The 592-nt window shown below is 65.5% G+C and carries 1 pseudogene; it reads left to right on the top strand.

The window, feature by feature from the left end:
• Positions 1-48: 48 nt before the first annotated feature.
• Positions 49-592, top strand: a pseudogene (locus GOALK_RS22830) (hypothetical protein); the annotation flags it as partial.

The raw sequence follows: 592 nt of genomic DNA, 5'->3' as shown, positions 1-592 counted from the left end.
CGAGGTCGGCATCGTAGGCGTCGGGCGCCGAGTGGTCCGTTGTTGTCGGTGACGTCTGCTGTTGTGGCGGTGTCGATCACTGCTGGTGCGGGTGCGGCGTTCGCTGTTCCGGAGCAGGGTGGCACCGATCCGTCGGATTCGGCGCCGGGTCAGGGTGGTACGAGTCCGTCGGATGTGGCGCCGGGTGTTCCGGCTCCGGGTGATGCGGTGGTGCAGCCGGTTGTTGTTCCGGGTCCGGGTTCGATTCCGGGTCCGCCGGTCGAGGCTCCGTATCAGTCGTATGACCAGTCGTTGTCGCAGAGTTACCAGCAGCCGTATTCGCCGGCGATCACCAATCCTGTTGCGCCGCGGGTTGCTCCGCCGGTGCGTCCGATTGCGCCGCCGCCGGACAAGATCCGTGTGGGTAACTTCGTCACCGACATCCCGAAGGGCCTGTCCGACAGGGATGTGAACTCGATCAATGCGTGGTCGGCGTATGGCGAGGCGAAGATCGCTCAGGGTTTGATCTCGGTGGGTGTGCCGGAGGACGAGGCGAGTCGTCGTGCTGCTGCCACGATCATCGGTGTGATGGCCGGTGGCACGGCTGGTGCTG

Origin of the sequence: Gordonia alkanivorans NBRC 16433, from assembly GCF_000225505.1 — a bacterium.
GTDB classification, from domain to species: Bacteria; Actinomycetota; Actinomycetes; order Mycobacteriales; family Mycobacteriaceae; genus Gordonia; species Gordonia alkanivorans.
This window is presented reverse-complemented; position numbering and strand designations above follow the sequence as displayed.